This is a genomic window from Hyphomonas sp., from assembly GCF_013823385.1.
Lineage (GTDB): Bacteria > Pseudomonadota > Alphaproteobacteria > Caulobacterales > Hyphomonadaceae > Hyphomonas.
In genome coordinates this window covers 1-2,035 of sequence record NZ_PNMA01000112.1, presented here as the reverse complement: position 1 = coordinate 2,035, position 2,035 = coordinate 1, and the positions used below count along the sequence as shown (strand labels likewise).

Sequence of the window (2,035 nt, the reverse complement as noted above, 5' to 3'; positions counted from 1 at the left end):
TTCCAATTTTCCTACATCGCCTGTTCTTTATATGTTCTCACTCGATTCGGCTAGACAAGGATCGAGAAATGACAATCAGAACTCTCTTGATCGCGAGCATCGCGATCACTTCTGCTATCCCGGCCGGTGCTCAGGACATAGCAGCGCCAGCCACGAACGGCGCTGCGGCGATCCCATCCGAAGGCATTCGGATTGCGGAAGCATCAAACGGCTTCCAACTGGTCGAGCATGGGCTCTGGCGTTCCGCGCAGACCGCCCCAGCACCGCGCCTGTCAGTGGCGGGCGATGGCCGGGTCAACCTGCCATACAGATACGAACCCAATGCCAAGCCGGCCCCATCCGGGTTTCGGCGAGCGAGCTACTTGCCTCACATCTATGCCGCTGAGGCGAAGTACTCATTGCCTGCGGGCCTTCTCGATGCGCTCGTATGGACAGAATCTCGTTACAACCCTTTGGCTGTCAGCCCGGCGGGTGCCGCGGGCCTTGGGCAGCTGATGCCCGCTACGGCAAAAGAGCTTGGGGTCTTCAATCGCTTCGATCCAATGGCCAACATCTTCGGCGCAGCGCGATACCTGCGGCAGATGCTCGACAGGTTTGGCGTGGTCCACCTCGCGGTAGCTGCCTACAATGCAGGTCCCGGCGCCGTTGAGCGTGCAGGCGGCATTCCCCGCAATGGCGAGACTCCTGGCTATGTCCGCGAAGTGCTTCGCCATTGGCGCTTTTAGCGGTCGCTCCGAATTGTAGAGCGACGCTCAAGGTGAGAGTTTGCCTCTCGTCTCAGTTGCTGCGCGAGAGCATAGGTAAGCTGATCCCACACTCAAGCCGGCGGGGCTGCCTTGTCCGCGCCCGTCGCCACCCCTAGGCAGTAACGCCCCCAAGCTGCCATCAACTTCACGCGGGCGCCCGGCTGATCGGGTGTGCCGAGATAGGTTGTGCGGCGATAGGCCGCCTGGACAGCGTCGGGCGTTTTGTGCGCGAGAGCAGCTTCTACCACGGCATCGGGGATGCCCTCATTTGCTGCCCAATCGGTGAACGCAGAGCGGAAGCCATGGACGTGGTATGGTTCGCTCATGTCGCGCAGCACCTTGAGCAGCGTCATGTCAGACATAGGCTTACCAGCTACGCCGGGAAACACGACGTCGCTCTCAGACATCCGCAGGGCATCGGCTTTTGCAAGCACGGCCAGAGCCTCGTCAGACAGCGGGACGATATGCGCCTTGTTTCGCTTCATGTGCTCGGCGGGGATCGTCCACAACCGGCTCTCTAGGTCAAATTCAGACCATGTCGCCAGGCGGACCTCCTGACTGCGCACTCCAGTCAGGATGAGCAACTCCAGCGCAAGCCGCCCGAAGGATGGCTTACGCCGTAAGGCGGTGAGGAATCCGGGCAGCGCGACATAGGGCATGGCTTTGCGATTCTCACGCACCTTCACTTGCCGGGGGAGACCGCGACCCGCCTTCAGGCTGCCATTGCCCGATGGAGCCTCTCGGGAACGCCAGCCTTTGGCATGGGAATAATCCAGCACAGCGCAAATCCGATTGCGGACCTGGCGGGCGGTATCGGGAATTTCCTGCCAGATCGGCGTCAGCACAGCGATGATATCAGCACTGCTGATGCTGCCTGTCGGCATCTCACCCAGCTTCGGAAAGGCATAGTTTTCGAGACTGGCGAGCCATTGCCGCGCATAGACCGCGCTTTTCCAGCCCGCTTCGTTTTCGCTGTGGTACTGAGTCGCGGCTGCGCGGAACGTCACCTTGGCGGCGGCCTCGTCTTTTTTCTCGGCCAGAACATCGCGGTGGTCGACCTTGACCGCCTTTCGCAAGATCGTGGCTTTTTGCCGCGCTTCTGCAAGTGTCATCTGCTTGGCGCTACCCAAGCCGATATCCTGTCGCTTGCCGTCTCGCTGGAGCCTGAGGACCCAATAGGCTCCACCACGCTTATCGACCCTAAGAACCAATCCATCGCCATCCTGATAGGTGCCAGGATTCGCCATCGCTGCCTTGACCGCTACCGCCGTGAGCTTGCCCATTTCTTC

General features: G+C 60.5%; 2 protein-coding genes. One reads left to right on the top strand and one right to left on the bottom strand.

Going from position 1 to position 2,035, the window contains the following annotated elements; all coding sequences use genetic code 11:
• The first annotated feature begins 68 nt into the window (after positions 1-68).
• Entirely contained in the window at positions 69-725 is a 657-nt protein-coding gene (locus tag C0456_RS20200) for a lytic transglycosylase domain-containing protein (protein WP_367179324.1), read from the top strand.
• Positions 726-817: 92 nt separating this feature from the next.
• Here C0456_RS20200 and C0456_RS20195 read toward each other — a convergent pair.
• The coding region (locus tag C0456_RS20195) for a site-specific integrase (RefSeq protein WP_291056391.1) at positions 818-2,035 on the bottom strand (1,218 nt) is incomplete at its 5' end.

What these genes read in the sequence shown, in the direction of transcription:
- C0456_RS20200 (WP_367179324.1), top strand. Translation starts at nt 69, where the DNA reads ATGACAATCAGAACTCTCTTGATCGCGAGCATCGCGATCACTTCTGCT.